General features: G+C 51.9%; 1 pseudogene. It reads left to right on the top strand.

Annotated elements, in window-relative coordinates:
• Positions 1-30: 30 nt before the first annotated feature.
• Positions 31-219, top strand: a pseudogene (locus tag HJ536_RS20765) (integrase core domain-containing protein); the annotation flags it as partial.
• Between the last annotated feature and the right edge of the window lie 76 nt (positions 220-295).

Genomic DNA, 295 nt, shown 5'->3' with positions numbered 1-295 from the left:
CACCTGTCCCAAAATCCCTGACAACGGACAAGCTTCAAGGCTCGAATGCGCGACGAACTCCTCAATGGCGAAGTCTTCTACACGCTCAAGAAAGCCAAAATCATCATCGAGAACTGGAGAAATCACTACAACACGAAACGCCGACACAGAGCATTGGGCTACAAACCCCCAGCGCCCGAGGCCATTGTTCCATTGGATCAGAGGCCGACAATGCACTAACATTCAAAATGGGCCAGTCAGATGAGGCCGCTCACACTCATCCGTTCTCTTGGCGATCGGAGAGAGATGGTTGAGA

It is taken from the genome of Donghicola mangrovi, from assembly GCF_013377535.1.
Classification (GTDB): Bacteria; Pseudomonadota; Alphaproteobacteria; order Rhodobacterales; family Rhodobacteraceae; genus Donghicola; species Donghicola mangrovi.
This window is presented reverse-complemented; position numbering and strand designations above follow the sequence as displayed.